This is a genomic window from Brevibacillus fortis, from assembly GCF_046196545.1.
GTDB lineage: Bacteria > Bacillota > Bacilli > Brevibacillales > Brevibacillaceae > Brevibacillus > Brevibacillus fortis_A.
The window spans coordinates 3,298,005-3,312,284 of sequence record NZ_CP176370.1; the positions used below are offsets into that span (position 1 = coordinate 3,298,005).

Here is a 14,280-nt window from a genome sequence, read left to right on the forward strand (position 1 = left end):
AGATTTACAAATGTAAATTCAACTTCTGTTAAGATATTACAATTGTAAATTTAAATTGTCAACCATCTTTTTCCATCCATTCTAAAAAGGGCAAAAAAGAAGCACAGCGGAAAATGAGTGCTCCCACTGTGCCGTTTCTTTCAGTCTTTTATTGTCTGACTATATCTGGTTGAAGCTCACCTTTTCCGTATGGATTATCGCCAATCAATATGATCTTATCATTTTCGGTGACCAGCACATGATAATGCGTGCCCGGTCCTTCGATCGCATAGTCGTACGAAGAGGAAATCAGTCTAACGGGAGCAGCCACTTTTTGCTTTTTAAGCGATTCCCATTCGTGTTCGAAGATTTCCCCATCCTTGGTAATCCGCAAACGTCCGCTCATCATGGCAATGCCTTCTTCTGTTTTGGGTTCCAGCTTCACGTTGATAGCTCCTGCGTCATTTCCTTCGCTCTCAGGGTAAACCTGAATTTCCTGAACCTTGCCTGCATCATTGATCGCCCATACTGAAGCGGTATCCTTTGTGTAACGGACAAAATACTCAGGTGCAAGCTCGCGAATTCCTTCTAAACCAGCTATCTGCACAAATGAAGTGAATGGCTCATCATTCTTCCGTTCTGCGTACAATACCTGTCCATTTTTCGTTACAGCAAAAAACGTATACAGATTGGCATAAAGCTTAGTCACATCCGCTGCCAATTTTGAATCTATTTTGATGGTTTCCACTTTTTGTGGGCGCAAGTTCGTGATGACATATACCCCTCCGCGTTCGGCGGAATCATAACTGAATTCCACAGTCAAGAATTGGTCATCTTCCGTACGCAATAAGAGATGCTTCTCCCCACCAACAAAATCCTTGATGCGAGAAGGCAGCGCCAATGTTTCACAGCTGCTAAATTTACTGGTCCACAACTGGATTTGTCCGTTCTCATTCAAGGTAACCGGAGAATCCATGATGCTATCCAATGTTTTTACTTTCGTAGGTCCTTTCACTTCATATGGCACTCGATCCGCGCCAAAACTCCATACAGAACCATCCTTACGAACAAAGTACGGTCGATCCAGCTCAGTTACTACCTGTTTTACATCACGTAATTCGCCCAATTCTGTCCATTTGTCAAACGTAACAGGGATTCGACCCAGCTGTCCTGTCATATTGCTGCCAAATGAATAGACGTTTCCTTTTTTATCGAGAGCAATCACATGGTCGGTTCCTGCTTGGACGTCTGTAATATCAGAAAGACCCGCAATTTTGACAGGCACCTCAAGCTCATTTTCCAGATTCGCACCGAGCATTCCTAGTGTATTATGTCCCCAGCCCCAAACACTTCCGTCCGCTTTTACGACCAAGTACAATCCTTCTCCGCCAACTGCCATCCGCGTGGCACCATCTGCATGAGCGGCACGCACTACTTTTTCATTTTCTTTTGTATTGTAGCTATACACTTCGCCCTTTTCTGTTTGGATCAAGGCACGATCCGTATAATCGACGGCTACCTGTTTGACTTTCCCTAGGATATCCATTACTTGCAGATTTTCTGTGTTCAGCTCTCCAGATTTGCCATCGAGATAAAGAAGTTTCCCTTGGTCATCTATTGCAAACAAGGAAAAGGCTGAGCTATACATATCACGGATATTCGAAAGCTTCGATACCTTTTCTGCTGCTTTCGCTCCTTTTTCCCATTTCAGTACGGTACCGTCTTCTTTCAGTAAAAAGAGTACGCCTTCATGAAGGTCGAGCTGCTGAATGTTCTTGATTTTATCCAGACCGGCCAGTTTTTCTGGTGCTTTCTTCTCATCGATCCGCCATACTTCACCGGCGCTCGTGAGGACATAATCGGTCATGACTTGCTTGGCATCTTTGATCCCATCTAGCTTGTGCGGTTCATACTTTTTGTCAGATTGAAAGCCCCATTTCCACACTTGCCCATCCTCGGTGAAGGCATAAGAAATACCGGGCCTCCACCCATAGCCTGCTTCATCAAAAATGACGCCCGTTGCGATGGAGGTAATCCCCTCCAGTACCGGCCTTTTCTCCAATGGTTTCCAGGACTTCATCGTTGTGTCCGAAACATCCGCTTTCGCGTCGTCTTGACTGCAAGCCTGTAGCTTCACCTCGGTATAGCCTGTCGTGCCAGCCGATGCTTCTACTTTTTGGGAAACTCCCTTCGCAGGGGATGCAGCAGCGACCCCACCCGTCGTCAATAGGGAGAGTACCGCAGTATAGCTCAATAGTGCTACCCATTTCTCTCTTCGTACCATCATGAATCTCCTCACCATCGTCTAATGTAAACAATTGTAAGACGCTGGCAACTCGAATTGTGTTACTGTTTTTTCGATTACTTTAACACGCTACTCACTGTTTCAGTCCAGATATCCCTCTGGTCTAGCTCGATCCCCATCAACATGTAATTACTGATATTATCAACGACGAGCCCTAGAATATGAGCTTTTGCTACGATACGGTCAGGCGTGACGACACCTAACTCTACCCCTCGCTCCAATAAGGAAGTAAAGCCCTGCAAAAAATCTTCTTGCATCACACGCAGCTTGTCACGGTACTTCTCTTTTTGACTAACAGACAGCAGAAATTGATTGAAGACACGTAAAAAGGCATAATCCTCTTCCTCGCTCGGCAATAGCTTCAACCCGTTTTCGATAAGGAGTTCCTCGAAATTGTCCGCTGTAAAATCTTTCACCGTAAAAAAATGGGAGAATGTATAGTTTCCAAACAGTTGATCGAACAAATAATCGAGAAGCGCGTCCTTTGATGCAAAGTGGTAGTAGATCGCCGGCTTCGTGATCCCTACTTCTGTAGCAATCATCGTCAGGCTCGTCTTTTCAATCCCATGCTCCGCGAACAATTGAAAGGCTGCTTCTACAATATGTTGATGTGTTTTATTATCTTTTGACATGAATGACGTCTCCTTTGGCAAATCGATCCCATACGTTTTAGCCTACTGATTGTTAAGTCAAATTACAACCGGATACATAAAAAGAGCTTTACCATGGATTCGGCAAAGCTCCGCTGTTCATTCAGTCTTGTTGTTGACTCGGGTCATCAGTAAGGTTGAGACGGACGAGACTTCTGTTCGGCTTCTTTGACTGCCGCTCCAGGATTCGTAGCGCCCATCGGTCCGCCCATCTCTTTGCTGTTTCCGCCATTGCCTTGTGCGATTCCAGATTTCAAACGCTGGCCATACTCTTCATCACATTGCGAGAAATAGTCGAGCATTTTTTCTTGAATGCGTGGATCACAGGAGAGGAGTGCATCCGTCAGATTGGCAATGAGGTCTTCTCGCTCCCAGTCTTCCATGAGGTGGTAACGTTCTCCCGCCTGTTTAAAATCGTTGGTGCGATCAATTTTTTGACGAACGACCTTCCCTTCCACTTCTGGCTGATGATCAGGGGCGGCCTGCTTGGCTTCCTGCAACCCGCCAATCGTCGATGGCTCATAGTTAATATGCCGCTGCGTCCGATCTACGCGATACAGCATTTGACCGCCTTCCTGGTTGGTAGCGACATGCTTTTTAGGAGCGTTAACCGGAAGCTGCAAATAGTTGGCGCCAACCCGATAACGTTGCGTGTCGGAGTAGGAGAAGGTCCTTCCTTGCAGTAGCTTGTCATCGGAAAAATCAAGTCCATCCACTAAAACGCCTGTCCCAAAAGCTGCTTGCTCGACCTCTGCAAAATAGTTATCCGGGTTTTTGTTCAATACCATTTTGCCTACAGGAAGAAACGGAAATTGATCTTCTGGCCATATTTTCGTTGGATCAAGCGGATCAAAATCGAGCTCTGGGTGATCGTCATCACTCATGATCTGGACGCACATTTCCCACTCCGGATATTCTCCTCGCTCAATCGCTTCATACAAGTCCTGCGTGGCATGATTAAAGTTTTTCCCTTGGATCTCTTCCGCCTGTTTTTGTGTCAAATTTTTAATCCCTTGCGTTAATGGCTGCCAATGGTATTTGACCAGGACCGCTTTTCCTTCGTGGTTTACCCACTTGTACGTGTTGACACCAGAGCCTTGCATTTGCCGATAGTTCGCTGGTATTCCCCACGGGGAGAACAAAAACGTGATCATATGCATGGCCTCAGGCGTGTTCGAGATAAAGTCAAAGATCCGTTCCACGTCTTGAATGTTTGTGACAGGATCAGGCTTGAACGCATGTACAAGATCAGGAAACTTCATCGCATCCCGAATGAAAAAAACTTTGAGGTTATTACCAACCAGATCCCAGTTCCCGTCCTCAGTATAAAACTTCACCGCAAACCCACGTGGATCGCGCAATGTCTCGGGTGAATGTGTGCCATGATTAACCGTAGAAAAACGTACAAACACAGGCGTTTTTTTCCCCCGCTCCGAAAACAGCTTTGCCCTCGTGTACGTAGAAATCGGCTCATCACCAACGGTTCCATACGCTTCAAAATAGCCATGTGCTCCTGCTCCTCGGCTATGCACGACACGCTCAGGTGTTTTCTCCCGATCAAAATGTGTGATTTTTTCCAGAAAGTCGTAATTCTCCAGAACGGTTGGCCCGCGATTTCCAACGGTGCGCAGGTTCTGGTTGTCTGTAATCGGATGGCCTTGGCGATTCGTCAGGATATTTTCTTCTGACTGGTTATTGGACTTGCTATTGTCATCCATATGAATCCTCCCTGTCCAGTTTTTCTCATGTGTGGTTCATAACCATGGTTACCGAATGAGGGATTCTTTATGCGAAAAGACTAAATAGCTTCGTAAGCAAAATCATCGTTAAGCACTGGAACCGTGCAACTCTGATTCCATGCCGCTGCAAGTGCAACATCTTCCGAGTACCCCATGCTGATCAGCTCTTGGCCGGAAGCACATTTCTGCAAGTAAGCGGGAAGGTGTGATTCATCCTTTACCTGATAAGGATAGACGATACCTCCACGTCCCGTTACGATATCAACACACGTGCTGAAGGAGAACACATCGATAATGACGATCATATCCGATGCTGAGCCAACCTGTTCCACCCCTTCATATCCCCAATCAAATCGTGCCGTATAGTTTAATTGTTTGAATACAGGCATTTCTCCCAAAACCTCCACCATCCTCTATTAAAAATAGTTACTCGTCCCCTTACGTTCGCCGTTACAAATCAAGACAAGAAACAATATCGTATTATTGTCCCACTAGATTACACAAGAATGGAGTGAACATGGATGTCTGAAATCGAATACGACGACGATCAAGGTGAAAGCAGAAACCACAGACGCCCAAGACGAAATACTGTGAGAACGACTGGTATTTTGCAAAACAACCTGAGGGTTGCTCTCACCGCTCATCTCGACCTAGTCAATCTGAACACAGAGGATGTTGAAGTACGTGTGCAAATATTGAACTGGGGTGCTGCGGTTACGCAAACCAATCCGGTTAGCACCTTGCTTGACATTACGCAATTTATCCCAGCCAATACTCGTACTGCATTCAATGGACTTGTCCCCGCTTCCAACCACTATGAAGTTCGCCTCACCGTAGCAGGTAACAACGAAAATGTGCTTCTCACCACTTATGGCCGTACTGCTATCGGCGGCGGTCAAGTTGTTGGTCTTACAGTGCTTGATAGTCAATTCCAAACAATCGAAATCGAGTCTTGTATTTAATCATTTTGCAGAATGAAAATAAGGAATTATGGTGGGACGCCATAGTTCCTTTTTTAATCCATTCGCATGCAGGAAAAGGCGCCGGGAACTATCCCAACGCCTTCTTGCTTTTACACCCACGAGAAAAAAGAAACTGCCCTCGAAAGGACAGTTTCTTTTAAAAGGAGACTTACAGTTTTACTACGTTCTCAGCTTGTGGGCCACGGTTGCCTTGAACGATGTTGAATTGAACTTTTTGACCTTCGTCCAAAGTTTTGAAACCGTCACCTTGAATTGCGCTGAAGTGTACGAATACATCGTCTCCGCCTTCTACTTGAATGAAACCGAAACCTTTTTCTGCGTTAAACCATTTTACTGTTCCGTTCGTTTGCATTTTAAAAAAACCTCCAAAAATTCAATTTGAATATGCTAGTCATATTTACCGAAGCAAATAAAGCTCACATATCATGAAGAAATACCAATCATGTGCCATGATACGCCTTCATGATATGTGAATTTTACCTACTCGGCGAATATACGAATGTCATAGGACGGAACTGCAAAATTAAAAACTAAACCTTTTGAAAACCTAAAACAATGAAAGCCCTTCCTCTCTTCCATCCTTGCGGCTCCGATGACCGCGCCAGTGTGAATCGGGGATTCAAAAATGTTATCCATCAGCATAAAAATACACCTCGATGAATGATTAGGTATCAATTTTTCAAGTAGCAAGTTCATTCTACCATGGTTGTCCAATAAAATCAACCGTTCTCCCTTATTCTGGTCATTGCAATACTCTGTTACAATAACAACGGGAGGGATATCATTGCAAAATCATCATACATTGACAAAAATTCAATTAACTCAAATGCTCCAACAAAAAACGCCGGTTCTTTTATTAGACGTACGCGACGTTGAAAAATTTATGACCGGCAGTCTTTTTAGCGAAAACGCACCGACCCGAAACATTCCCTATCTTCTAATGAAAGAACAGGACAAGCCGCTCGATGAGGAGACAGAAAAACTTGGGCGGAATATACAGATTGTCACCCTATGTACAACCGGAAACAAAGCTCAAAAAGCTGCTGCTCTTCTTCGCGAGCATGGTTTTGAAGCAAATGCATTGGAAGGCGGCTTAACCGCATGGAAGGAACAATCAAACGGAGCGAAATGAGCCTAATTTATCAACGATTGTAGCCATTTGCCAGATATTACTCCTTTATTTCGATTGGGATTGTCTGATATCGTTGTTCATGCCAAACGAAATAAGCCGAGACTTCCTCTTGAAAAGGAAGTGCGGGGGACTTTTTTGTGGATGTGATATTCCACATTGGGGTGAATCGCCAAACTGGGCGTAGGGTTGTTTCCTCAATCCGAATCCGACAACTAACCTCGTAGGCAAAAAAAAGGAGAGATTTATTTAATGAAACGTTTTGGTTCTGTTACAATCGCGATGACTCTTGGTCTGGGCTTGGCTCTCACAGGCTTCGCTACTTCTGCTTCGGCTGCTACTAATTGCCCTGTTCCTAGCGGACAATTCCAATATTATATGCCACAATTCCAAAAAGCTCCAAATTCCCAGCAATTTTGGAACTTCTTTCAACAAAAACAAGGCTTTGCCCCTGGACAACCTATGCCCGTACAACAGCCAATGACACCGATGCAACCTGCAAAGCCGGTACAACCAACTCCGGTACAACCTGCACCAGCGCAACCTAGCAATAACGTCACTCAGCCTGCCGCTCCAGTAAATCAAGCGGATCCAGCAAAAACTGGTGACTTTGCAAAACAAGTCGCGGATTTGGTGAACCAAGAACGTGCAAAAGCAGGTCTCAAGCCTGTTCAAATGGATGCAGCATTGTCCAAAGTAGCGTTGGCAAAAGCACAAGATATGTCTGCTAACAACTATTTTGACCACAACAGTCCTACGTACGGTTCCCCATTTGACATGATGAAGCAGTATGGCATTCAGTACTCGACTGCAGGTGAGAATATCGCCATGGGTCAACAGAGTCCACAAGAAGTTATGACACAATGGATGAACAGTGAAGGCCACCGCCAAAATATTATGAACCCTGCGTTCACAAAAATTGGTGTAGGCTTCACAAATGGCTACTGGGTACAAGAATTTATCGGATAGAACGCACTGCACGAAACGAAAAGCCGGTGTCTCTTAATCGAGACCCGGCTTTTTCGTGTTGGCATTATTCCTGCTGTGCTTCGAAAGCTTGTTTTTTGGGGGTACAGCAGCTGCTTTCCTGCTCATTTAACAAAGCAACGTCTTTTTGATTCATTTCTTGCTTGGTTGGGTAAGCAGATACTTGCTGCAGCTCGGCATTGACATCAGACGATTGTTTCATCCGTATGGCCCCCCTCGCCGTTTTTGGTGGTGCATCCCTAGTATGCTCGTTGTTGTAAACGACTCATTCCTAAGGAACACTGGAAGCACATGCAAATGAACCTATCTGCTAATAATATGTTCAAGGTCTTTTAAGGCAGCCGCTGCTGCCGCGACAGGATCAGATTTTCCTCCAACGACCAATAAATCCCCCATAACATCTGTTTCTACCCGTATAGCTTTTGTCGTACCTGAAACAGCTGCAAATGGATGGGTAAAATCCACTGCACAAAGCTCAACTGCTACAGAAAGCTTGCCATTCGCTCCCTTTTGGATGCTTCCGATCAGCTTGGGAATCTTGGTATGCTTTTTCCAGTTCTCGATTTGTAACGAGGTTATTTCACGAATACTTGCGCGTGCGATATCCGCCAGTTTTACTTGCGCGCCAAAAGCGGCGTTTGCCAAGATCGTAAGCTTCGAAGCTGTATCCCAACCATCGATATCGTAAGAAGGGTCCGGTTCGGCAATCCCCATCTTCTGAGCGAGCTCGACTGCTTCCCCACAGGTGAGCCCCTCTTCCATCATTTTTGTGAGCACGAAGTTAGTCGTTCCCGTAAAAATGCCTTCGACTCGTTTCACTTCACAGCCTGCCAGGTTATACTGCAATAGATCGATTGTTGGCAGGGCTGCTGCTGTTGCACCACTCACTTTCAACGCGACGCCATGTTTTTTGGCTAGAGCGGCTAAGCCAGCATAATCGACAACAAGCGCGCCTTTTGAAATCGCGATCGCATGTATAGCATTTTCCAATGCATAACGAATAAAAGTAAGACCGGGTCCTCCCTCTTTTTCAGATGGACCAGCCTCGATGAGCACATCCGCTTGAACCGACTTGATAAATTCCAGCGAGTTCCATGATGGGTTCAATACCTGTTTTGTATGAGCATAGTCTTCCCATTTTCCTGAATCGATTCCGTTCTCATCATAGAGACCGGAAGCCGAACGAACGACTCCCACGAGTCTGACATCCGCTTGATAAAGCTCGCGGTATCTGTCCCGTCGCTGCTCCAGCAGTCTGGCTACTTGCTGTCCTACCGTTCCAAAGCCTGTTAACATAATATTCCAACGTTTCATGAGTCAATCTCCTTGCTGTTTATGCTCCGTTTATTTCCACCATTTTTTTCTACTTTTAGCCTGTATCCGATGCAAATCCTTCCGATTCAGTTTCTTGCCTGTTTTTGCTGAGTAGAGCTCTTCCGTATGATCAATAAACAAAATTCCTTCCAAATGGTCCATCTCGTGCTGAATACACCGAGCCAGGAAATCTTCGGCTTCGATTGTCTTCGTTTCTCCTTGGCGGTTCAGCGTCTGAACTTTGACATAATTCGCCCGACGAACGATTCCAAAAACACCCGGTATCGAAAGACAAGCTTCTTGCCCTACCTGCTCACCTGATTTTTCCATCAACACCGGATTGATCAGTTCAATCAAGCCGCTACCACAATCCATCACAACTAAACGCTTCGGGATGCCAATCTGGATCGCGGACAAGCCTGCTCGACCTTTCGCAGCGTAAATCGTTTGGGCCATATCATCCAAAATCTTTTCAACCTGTGGAGTAATGGATGGTACTCTTTTTGAAGTTTCACGCAAGATAGGGTCCCCCAGGCGAACGATCATGCGTTCAGCCATTTCCTTCTCCCTCCCGCATTACTCAGTTTTCGATTTCAAGGTAGCAAATCCGTTCCCCACTGTCAAAAGGAACCTCACAAAATCTGAAATATCCCGCTAGGCAAGGGTGACAAATGCATGTAGATACGCTATCTTTATTGGTAAAGATAGATGTTTGTAAATGAAGAGGGAGGCTACCATGCATTCATTGGCATCAACGCTGAACGAAACCATCCAACGAGAAAACCCGCACGTGTATGAAATGCTGTCCAATATTGCCAAGCTGATTTATTTCCCAAAAGAGGGGATTCTCAGCCAGTCGGCAGAAGCGAAAGCAAAAGCGAAAAAGTACAACGCAACCATCGGGATTGCACTGGAAAACGGTCAACCGATGCACCTTAAGGTCATTCAGGATAACCTGTCTGCTTACCAGCCAAAAGACATTTACGAATATGCTCCCCCAGCCGGAAAGCCTGAGCTGCGTGCAGCATGGTGTAAAAAAATGATCGAGGAACAGCCTGCACTGGCTAACCATACGTTTAGTAACCCAATCGTTACAAACGCATTAACGCATGGACTGAGCATCGTATCTGACTTGTTCGCTGACAGCGGCGACAGTGTCATCATCCCGGACAAAAACTGGGAAAACTACGAGCTTACCTTTTCGATTCGCCGTGGTGCGGAAATGGTCTACTACCCATTGTATAACGACGAGATGAAATTTAATGCTACTGCTTTGCGTGATGCCATTCTTGCACAAAAAGACAAAGGCAAAGCCATCGTCGTACTCAACTTCCCGAATAACCCAACTGGCTATACACCAGGTCCAGAGGAAGGAAAACAAATCGTCGCTGCACTCAAAGAAGGCGCAGAGGCTGGAATCAACATTGTTGCGGTGACAGATGACGCGTACTTCGGCTTGTTCTTCGAGGATTCGATGCACGAATCTCTCTTCGCTAGCCTGTGCGACGTTCACCCGCGCATCCTGCCTGTAAAAGTAGATGGAGCTACCAAAGAAGATTACGTATGGGGCTTCCGTGTTGGCTTCATTACGTATGCATCTCCATCCAGCGACTTGCTCAGCGCTTTGGAGCAGAAGACAATGGGAATCATTCGCGCGACTCTTTCCAGCGGATCACATCCTTCCCAAACGTTCGTCCTGCACGCAATCACTGCACCGGAGTATAAAGCACAGAAGCAGGAGAAATTCGATATCATGAAAGGCCGCGCCAACCGCGTCAAGGAAGTGCTCGACAGCGGAAAATACAATGACGTGTGGACCTACTATCCATTCAACTCCGGCTACTTCATGTGCCTCAAGCTAAAGACTGTCGAAGCAGAAACATTGCGTCAGCACTTGCTGGAACAGTATGGCGTCGGCACGATCGCTCTCGGTCAAACCGATTTGCGCATTGCCTTTTCTTGCATTGAGGAAGAAAACATTGCTGACTTGTTCGAATTGGTTTACAGCGGTGTGAAAGATTTGGAAAATGCATTGACCAAATAAACGTAACAAACTCTATTGCAAAAGCGTCTTGACCTCGTGTCAGGGCGCTTTTCTCTTTTTTTCAAAAAAAAGACCCGGATACCCCGTAAGTATAAATGCGAGGGTTTCCGAGACCTTTCCATCATGCTATTTCTTTCAGCTCTCAATCGACGAACGTATACGACGTGGCTGCTGTGTACCGATAAAAATGGAGGCGAGCACCAGGATCATCCCCATTCCATGCATCCAAGTAAATGCTTCGTTCAAGAAAAAGACAGCTACGAGAGCAGCACTGATCGGCATCATTCCAGTGAACAAGCCCGCTTTGGAAGCCTCCACCTTCTCCACTCCTTTGTACCAGAGAAAGAAGGATAAGACGCTTGCCGTAAACGCATAGTATACGAGAAGCCACCACACATTTGCAGGTACGACACTCCAATCAAACCGCAAGCTTTCCCAGATCGCAAACGGAAGAAACAAGACAAAGCTGATGACATTAATCGCAGCCGTCATTTGGAAAGGCGTGATTTTCCCAGAAAGTCTTTTGGCGAAAATCGTAAAGAGCGCTTCGCTGACGACCGCAAAAAATACGAAGAGATTGCCGAGCATGCTTATCCAGTTTTGCTCCCCGCCGCCTCCTGTGAACGTTATGAAGCCGATGCCCCCCACTGAAAGACCGATCGCCACTAAACTGTTGGCGTGTAATTTTTCCCTGAGAATCCAGAACGAAAACAAAGCGATGCAGGCAGGTACCGTACTCGTAATGATACCGGCTGCAGTAGCGGTCGTCCACTGTACGCCGTACAGCATGCAAATACTAAACAAAAACACGCCGAAAAACGACTGCCAGAATAACACCTTGCCTTCCTCTCGGCTCCAAGACGTTTTCCATTCCCCACGCATAGCGAGCAGCGGCAATAGGATGACGATCGCAAGCAAAAAGCGCAGCTCCGAAAACAAAAACACAGGAACATGGGAAACAATTTCTTTACCGATGGAGATGTTGCTTCCGACCAAGGCCATAGCCAAGGCTAACTGAATGTAAGCTAACAGCATGACGACCCGCTTCTCCCTTCAACCTCCTACAATTCCCAGCATCTGGCCAAACTGCTTGCGATTACCCTGCGTTTTGCCATTCTTTTTGAGATGACGGGATCTTTTTTGTCTTTTTCTCTGCTGCCCCCACCAGCCAAGAACCAAACGGCAGTTTTCCCAACCCATATGATATGGCAAAAGAAAGAATGGAGCACAAGACGAATGCTACCATACTTCCCCACACGCCCGTGTGAAAAAGCTGAAGCTCGCGCAAAATCTTCATCAAGTACGTCAAGATCAGCGCATGAATCAAATAAGCTCCGTACGAATATTTCCCAAGGAGTCCTAGCCAATGTGTCCATTTGGACTGCTTTTTGCTCATCCATAGACAGAGAGCGTACACAGCCAATAAGCAAGCCATCGTATAGAGGAACATGGACGGTTTCAAGGATGTCGCTACGTTTAAATTGATTTGGCCTTGTCCTGAATCACGGAAAAGTTCATAGCCAATAACTGCGTACAAAACACCAACCGAAACGATGATCCATTGCCAGTATTTTTTCAGGATGGCACGAAATGCGGGCAACGTGAAAGCGACCAAGCCACCGAACAAAAAGTAATAGAAATAATAGAACGCATTTCGATCACGGTATTTGATGAAATACGTATCAAGCCAATTCATATCAAAACGGAAACCGTGCGCAGGAATGTAACGCGCTGAAAACCACATAAGGCCCCCATAAACCAATCCGGAGACACTAAGAGCGACAACGAGACGGAAGCGGCTTGTCACGAATCTGCGGAAAAGTTCAAATACTCTTTGCCAAAACGGATACAAAAGATAGAACTGAAAAATCATCACGACGAACCACAGATGATACGAGGACGTCCCTGTGAGGAAATTTTTGCTTACATTCCAGATGAACGATGCTCCCTCACCCAAAGGCTTCTCCATCAAGTAAAGATAGACCACTGACCATATTCCATACGGAACCAAAATCTCGGTTATCCGTTTACGTGTGAAGGAAATATAGTTCACTTTTTCGGAGTAGTTGTAAAACAAAACAAGACCCGTGATGAAAATGAATGCTGGTACCGCGAATTTTAGCAAATGAAACAGCATTCCGTAGACGATCGACACCTGCTCTGTCAGTCCCGGCTCACGGATATACACGCCAATGACATGCTGATAAACCACAGCCAAGAATGCAAAGGCCCGGATCAGATCCAACTCACCAATTCGTTCTTTTCGAGCCATAACCAAATACCAGATCCTTCCTGTTTTTACGAAAAAAAGTGCTACCTACCATCTTACCGACCAAAAGTCAGTCTGGCAAGCCTCAAAAACAAAAAGACTGATACCCTTTTCTACTGGTATCAGCCTCTACTATCCACCTTGATCCGAAGATAGATCCGCTAGACTTCGAATCGGCCAAATAAGACTTTGTACCCCACGTGAATACATTGCTAGATGCGGAGAATCCGTGAGTGGGATCGACAGGTTTTTCGTCATCGAGTTTTCACGAATATGAAAGGCTGTCTCCTGTAGCTGCCACGGCTCGTGCACCACATCTGCATACATGATTTGCTTCGTTCTGTTACACGTGCAAAAGAGCGTGTATCGCTCTGTCAGCCAATGCATCAGCGTTCCCTCTTTGGCGAAAAATCTGTCAGCGAGAGGCTGATAGCTGCCTTCGAAACAGGGAGACTGAGGTTGACCATATAGACGTCGAGAGGTAAAATCGATCCGATCCCTTTGGCAATGAAAAGCCATTTGAGCCCGATAATAAGGCAGTCGGTACCAAAATTTCGCAATCTTGATTACGAGAGGATTCGACGTATCCAGCGAAAGAAAATACACGCCCGTCCTCCCTTTCACCTTCACATACGTCCTCACATTGATTTCAGGGAAAGTCGTCGTGAATGGTACGGATGGCATCCGGCGCAAACGCACGCCACTCAGCATAAACGGGATAATACTGATCCATGCCTTGCCATCGTAAGTATCGAGCTCAAGTCCTGCTGGAATGAGCGCTTTGATAGACGCTGGGGAAATCGCCCAATGTAAAAAAAGAAGATGCTCCCATGTCTGCGTCATGGTCCATCCGTTATACTGTGCGGCCGACTTAATTTGGA

Annotated in this window: 15 protein-coding genes and 1 riboswitch; of the genes, 4 read left to right on the forward strand and 11 right to left on the reverse strand. The window is 45.9% G+C overall.

Annotated features, from left to right (window positions below; genetic code table 11):
* Positions 1-148: 148 nt before the first annotated feature.
* From ACKKE8_RS16395 to ACKKE8_RS16410, 4 genes are all read right to left on the reverse strand, one after another.
* The gene (locus ACKKE8_RS16395; RefSeq protein WP_409179142.1) at positions 149-2,263 is read right to left on the reverse strand and encodes a regulator; all 2,115 of its coding nucleotides are present in this window, start codon (positions 2,261-2,263) and stop codon (positions 149-151) included.
* A 77-nt stretch (positions 2,264-2,340) separates the two neighbouring features.
* Positions 2,341-2,916, reverse strand: coding sequence for a TetR/AcrR family transcriptional regulator (locus ACKKE8_RS16400; RefSeq protein WP_409174017.1), 576 nt, complete (start codon positions 2,914-2,916; stop codon positions 2,341-2,343).
* A gap of 146 nt (positions 2,917-3,062) precedes the next feature.
* Entirely contained in the window at positions 3,063-4,652 is a 1,590-nt protein-coding gene (locus ACKKE8_RS16405) for a catalase (protein ID WP_409174018.1), read from the reverse strand.
* Positions 4,653-4,732: 80 nt separating this feature from the next.
* On the reverse strand, positions 4,733-5,062 hold the full coding sequence (locus ACKKE8_RS16410) for a hypothetical protein (RefSeq protein WP_409174019.1): 330 nt from the start codon (positions 5,060-5,062) through the stop codon (positions 4,733-4,735).
* 201 nt (positions 5,063-5,263) lie between these two features.
* Between ACKKE8_RS16410 and ACKKE8_RS16415 the strand changes: the two genes are divergently transcribed.
* Positions 5,264-5,635: a hypothetical protein gene (locus ACKKE8_RS16415; RefSeq protein WP_409174020.1), complete on the forward strand. Its 372-nt coding sequence runs from the start codon at positions 5,264-5,266 to the stop codon at positions 5,633-5,635.
* Positions 5,636-5,804: 169 nt separating this feature from the next.
* On the opposite strand, the gene ACKKE8_RS16420 is transcribed toward ACKKE8_RS16415, so the two are convergent.
* Positions 5,805-6,008, reverse strand: a complete 204-nt coding sequence (locus tag ACKKE8_RS16420) for a cold-shock protein (RefSeq protein ID WP_007729289.1) — start codon at positions 6,006-6,008, stop codon at positions 5,805-5,807.
* 432 nt (positions 6,009-6,440) lie between these two features.
* On the opposite strand from ACKKE8_RS16420, the gene ACKKE8_RS16425 reads away from it, so the two are divergent.
* Both ACKKE8_RS16425 and ACKKE8_RS16430 read left to right on the forward strand, forming a co-directional pair.
* Positions 6,441-6,788, forward strand: a complete 348-nt coding sequence (locus tag ACKKE8_RS16425) for a rhodanese-like domain-containing protein (protein ID WP_409174021.1) — start codon at positions 6,441-6,443, stop codon at positions 6,786-6,788.
* An 84-nt stretch (positions 6,789-6,872) separates the two neighbouring features.
* Positions 6,873-7,030: riboswitch (cyclic di-AMP (ydaO/yuaA leader) on the forward strand.
* A gap of 7 nt (positions 7,031-7,037) precedes the next feature.
* The gene (locus tag ACKKE8_RS16430) at positions 7,038-7,754 is read left to right on the forward strand and encodes a CAP domain-containing protein (protein ID WP_409174022.1); all 717 of its coding nucleotides are present in this window, start codon (positions 7,038-7,040) and stop codon (positions 7,752-7,754) included.
* A gap of 64 nt (positions 7,755-7,818) precedes the next feature.
* Here ACKKE8_RS16430 and ACKKE8_RS16435 read toward each other — a convergent pair whose 3' ends face one another.
* The 3 genes from ACKKE8_RS16435 to def form a co-directional block, all read right to left on the reverse strand.
* Complete coding sequence (locus tag ACKKE8_RS16435; protein WP_409174023.1) at positions 7,819-7,974, reverse strand: hypothetical protein; 156 nt, start codon at positions 7,972-7,974, stop codon at positions 7,819-7,821.
* A gap of 101 nt (positions 7,975-8,075) precedes the next feature.
* On the reverse strand, positions 8,076-9,086 hold the full coding sequence (locus ACKKE8_RS16440) for a homoserine dehydrogenase (RefSeq protein WP_409174024.1): 1,011 nt from the start codon (positions 9,084-9,086) through the stop codon (positions 8,076-8,078).
* Positions 9,087-9,116: 30 nt separating this feature from the next.
* Positions 9,117-9,644 carry a peptide deformylase gene (gene def, locus ACKKE8_RS16445; RefSeq protein ID WP_409174025.1) on the reverse strand — a complete coding sequence of 176 codons (528 nt, stop codon included), beginning with the start codon at positions 9,642-9,644 and terminating at the stop codon, positions 9,117-9,119.
* A 178-nt stretch (positions 9,645-9,822) separates the two neighbouring features.
* Between def and ACKKE8_RS16450 the strand changes: the two genes are divergently transcribed.
* The gene (locus ACKKE8_RS16450) at positions 9,823-11,130 is read left to right on the forward strand and encodes an aminotransferase class I/II-fold pyridoxal phosphate-dependent enzyme (protein WP_409174026.1); all 1,308 of its coding nucleotides are present in this window, start codon (positions 9,823-9,825) and stop codon (positions 11,128-11,130) included.
* A gap of 135 nt (positions 11,131-11,265) precedes the next feature.
* On the opposite strand, the gene ACKKE8_RS16455 is transcribed toward ACKKE8_RS16450, so the two are convergent.
* The 3 genes from ACKKE8_RS16455 to ACKKE8_RS16465 form a co-directional block, all read right to left on the reverse strand.
* A complete protein-coding gene (locus tag ACKKE8_RS16455; protein WP_409174027.1) occupies positions 11,266-12,165 on the reverse strand; it encodes a DMT family transporter in 900 nt (299 codons plus the stop codon).
* Between the two features lie 61 nt (positions 12,166-12,226).
* Positions 12,227-13,402, reverse strand: coding sequence for an acyltransferase (locus tag ACKKE8_RS16460; RefSeq protein ID WP_409174028.1), 1,176 nt, complete (start codon positions 13,400-13,402; stop codon positions 12,227-12,229).
* Positions 13,403-13,531: 129 nt separating this feature from the next.
* Positions 13,532-14,242: a YqjF family protein gene (locus ACKKE8_RS16465; RefSeq protein ID WP_409174029.1), complete on the reverse strand. Its 711-nt coding sequence runs from the start codon at positions 14,240-14,242 to the stop codon at positions 13,532-13,534.
* Positions 14,243-14,280: the final 38 nt, after the last annotated feature.

What these genes read in the sequence shown, in the direction of transcription:
- ACKKE8_RS16395 (WP_409179142.1), bottom strand. Translation starts at nt 2,263, where the DNA reads ATGGTACGAAGAGAGAAATGGGTAGCACTATTGAGCTATACTGCGGTA.
- ACKKE8_RS16400 (WP_409174017.1), bottom strand. Translation starts at nt 2,916, where the DNA reads ATGTCAAAAGATAATAAAACACATCAACATATTGTAGAAGCAGCCTTT.
- ACKKE8_RS16405 (WP_409174018.1), bottom strand. Translation starts at nt 4,652, where the DNA reads ATGGATGACAATAGCAAGTCCAATAACCAGTCAGAAGAAAATATCCTG.
- ACKKE8_RS16410 (WP_409174019.1), bottom strand. Translation starts at nt 5,062, where the DNA reads ATGCCTGTATTCAAACAATTAAACTATACGGCACGATTTGATTGGGGA.
- ACKKE8_RS16420 (WP_007729289.1), bottom strand. Translation starts at nt 6,008, where the DNA reads ATGCAAACGAACGGAACAGTAAAATGGTTTAACGCAGAAAAAGGTTTC.
- ACKKE8_RS16430 (WP_409174022.1), top strand. Translation starts at nt 7,038, where the DNA reads ATGAAACGTTTTGGTTCTGTTACAATCGCGATGACTCTTGGTCTGGGC.
- ACKKE8_RS16435 (WP_409174023.1), bottom strand. Translation starts at nt 7,974, where the DNA reads ATGAAACAATCGTCTGATGTCAATGCCGAGCTGCAGCAAGTATCTGCT.
- ACKKE8_RS16440 (WP_409174024.1), bottom strand. Translation starts at nt 9,086, where the DNA reads ATGAAACGTTGGAATATTATGTTAACAGGCTTTGGAACGGTAGGACAG.
- def (WP_409174025.1), bottom strand. Translation starts at nt 9,644, where the DNA reads ATGGCTGAACGCATGATCGTTCGCCTGGGGGACCCTATCTTGCGTGAA.
- ACKKE8_RS16450 (WP_409174026.1), top strand. Translation starts at nt 9,823, where the DNA reads ATGCATTCATTGGCATCAACGCTGAACGAAACCATCCAACGAGAAAAC.
- ACKKE8_RS16455 (WP_409174027.1), bottom strand. Translation starts at nt 12,165, where the DNA reads ATGCTGTTAGCTTACATTCAGTTAGCCTTGGCTATGGCCTTGGTCGGA.
- ACKKE8_RS16460 (WP_409174028.1), bottom strand. Translation starts at nt 13,402, where the DNA reads ATGGCTCGAAAAGAACGAATTGGTGAGTTGGATCTGATCCGGGCCTTT.
- ACKKE8_RS16465 (WP_409174029.1), bottom strand. Translation starts at nt 14,242, where the DNA reads ATGACGCAGACATGGGAGCATCTTCTTTTTTTACATTGGGCGATTTCC.